The organism is Streptomyces sp. NPDC059142 (assembly GCF_042755665.1).
Classification (GTDB): Bacteria; Actinomycetota; Actinomycetes; order Streptomycetales; family Streptomycetaceae; genus Streptomyces.
The window spans coordinates 1-2,420 of record NZ_JBHZDA010000208.1 but is presented as its reverse complement, the minus strand read 5'-3'; the positions used below and the strand labels follow the sequence as shown (position 1 = coordinate 2,420).

The following is a 2,420-nucleotide window of genomic DNA, read 5'->3' as shown; positions in this document are numbered from 1 at the left end:
CTTCATCAGGTTCGGCAGTTGACGGGGGGGGGGGCCCGGCCGCCCCCCGCCCCCACCGCCGCGCCCGACCGGTCCGCCCTCCGCCTTCCGTCCCCTCCGTCCCCCTCCGCTCAGCCGATGTCGGGCGGATCGATCCTGATCCGTACGGGATCGCCACCGCCCCGGGACATCCGCGCCGCCTGCGCCGCCTTGAGCGCCCCGGCCAGCGCGGCGCCGCTGCCCGGCGGCACCCGCAGCAGGGCACGCTCCCACCGCTCCCCCGGCGGCGGATCGCCCGGTCTGCGCGGCCGGCCCGGATCGCCCGGCGGCAGCGGTACGGGCCCCAGCACCTCGGCGTCGCCCGGCAGTCCGGCCGAGGCCAGGAACGTCCCCACCGCCTCCGTGGGCCCGGTCACCGCGGCCATCCGCGACACCGGGGGGAACCCCAGTTCGGCCCGCTCCGCCAGCTCGCGCCGCGCGTGCCCCACCGGGTCCCAGCGGACCAGCGCCTGCACCGGCCGGAGCGTCGGTTCGGCGACCACGACCACCGTGCCGCCCTCGCCCTGCCCCCGGACCAGCGACGCCGCCTGTGTCCACCGGCGCAGCGCCTCCTCGCCCGCCCGCAGATCGGGGCGGCCGAGCATCGCCCAGCCGTCGAGCAGCAGCGCCGCCGCGTACCCGCCCTCCGCGACCGGCTCGGCGCCCGGCGTGCTCACCACGAGCGCGGGGCGCCCCGGCACGGAGTCGAGCACATGGTCGCGCCCCGACGTGCGGACCGGGACGGCCGGGAACGCCCGGCCCAGCTCCTCCGCCGTACGCCGCGCCCCCACGATCCGCGCGCGCAGCCGGGGGCTTCCGCAGGCCGCGCAGTGCCAGCCGGTCTCCTCGCGCCCGCACCAGCCACAGTGCAGCTCCCGCTCGCGGGGCGCCTCCAGCGGCCCCGCGCAGTGCCGGCAGCGGGCCGGTGTACGGCACAACTCGCAGGCCAGCCGGGGCACATAGCCGCGCCGGGGCACCTGCACCAGCACCGGGCCGCTCTTCAGCCCGTCCCTGACGGCCTGCCAGGCGAGGCTGGGCAGCCGGGCGGCCCGCGCCGCCTCGTCGCGGGCCAGCTCGCCGTCGCCGATCGTGCGCACCAGCGGGGCGGCGTGACGCACCTGCTCCCGCTCGGCCGCCAGCGGCAGCGCCCACCCCGTGGCGACGAGCTGGGCCGCCTCGACCGTGCACGCCGTACCGCCCAGCAGGAAGCCGCACCTGTCGTGCGCGGCGCGCAGCAGCAGCACCTCGCGGGCGTGCGGCTGGGGGGCGTGCGGCTCGCTGTGGCTGGAGTCCCCGTCGTCCCAGATCGCGACCAGTCCCAGGTCACGGACGGGCGCGAACATGGCGGCGCGCGTCCCGACGACCGCCCGCACCGCGCCGCGCCGTACCGCCAGCCACTCCCGGTAACGCTTCTCGGGCCCCGCCTCCGCGGTCAGGAGCGCGTGCCGCCCCTCGCCCAGCAGCGCGGTGAGCGCCGTGTCGACCCGCGCGGCGACCCGCCCGTCCGGGACGACGACGAGCGCGCCCCGCCCGGAGGCGAGCGTCGCGCCGACGGCGCGCGCCAGCTCCTCCGCCCAGAGCGGTCCGGGCAGCGCGGTCCACACGGCCCGCGGCGCCCCGCCCCCGGCGAGCGCCCCGAGGAACGCCGGCCCGTTCGCGTACCGCTCCCAGCTCCCGGGCTCCGGCGCGGCGGGCGGCGGCGCCGGGTCGGGCGACGGTTTCCCCTCCGCCCGCGCGTTCCGCGGGGGAACGGCGAGCTGGAGCACATCCGCGAGGCTCCCCGCGTACCGGTCGGCGACGGCCCTGGCCAGCCCCAGCAGCTCGGCGCTGAGCACGGGCTCGGTGGACACCACACCCGCCAGCGCGGCGAGCGGCCCCGCGTAGTCCGACTCGGCGCGCCGCTCGACCACGAACCCGTCGATCAGCCGCCCGCCCTCACGCCGCCCGCCCCGCACCTGATGCGCCCCGGCCCCGAACCGCACCCGCACCCGCACCCCGGGCTGCGCGGCCTCGTCCAGCTCCTCGGGCACGGCGTAGTCGAAGAACTGGTCGAGATGGAGCACCCCCTTGTTCACCACCACCCGCGCCACCGGCAACCCCCCGGCCAGCGCGGCCCCCCGCCACGTCCGCGGCTTGGCCCGCGGCACCTTCGCCTTCCGCACACTCTCCCGAATGAGCGCAAGCTGCTCGGGCCCACCACCGGCGGGCTCGTCGGGCCGCTCGTCGTCGCTGCTCACAGCTTCATACCTACCAGACACCACTGACAGTTCCGCACCCGCGGAGACCTGTCCGCCGTACCCACCGGCGCCCGCCGCGACCGACGACAGCGGGGCCCCGGACACCGCTCTCGGTGTGGGGGGGGCGGGGGGGTGAAAAACAAAGCGCAGGCGGCGGGGGTGTTG

General features: G+C 78.6%; 1 protein-coding gene. It reads right to left on the bottom strand.

What is annotated here, in order from left to right:
• Positions 1 to 110: 110 nt before the first annotated feature.
• Positions 111 to 2,255: a primosomal protein N' gene (locus ACFXPK_RS32750; protein WP_385007926.1), complete on the bottom strand. Its 2,145-nt coding sequence runs from the start codon at positions 2,253 to 2,255 to the stop codon at positions 111 to 113.
• Positions 2,256 to 2,420 lie beyond the last annotated feature (165 nt).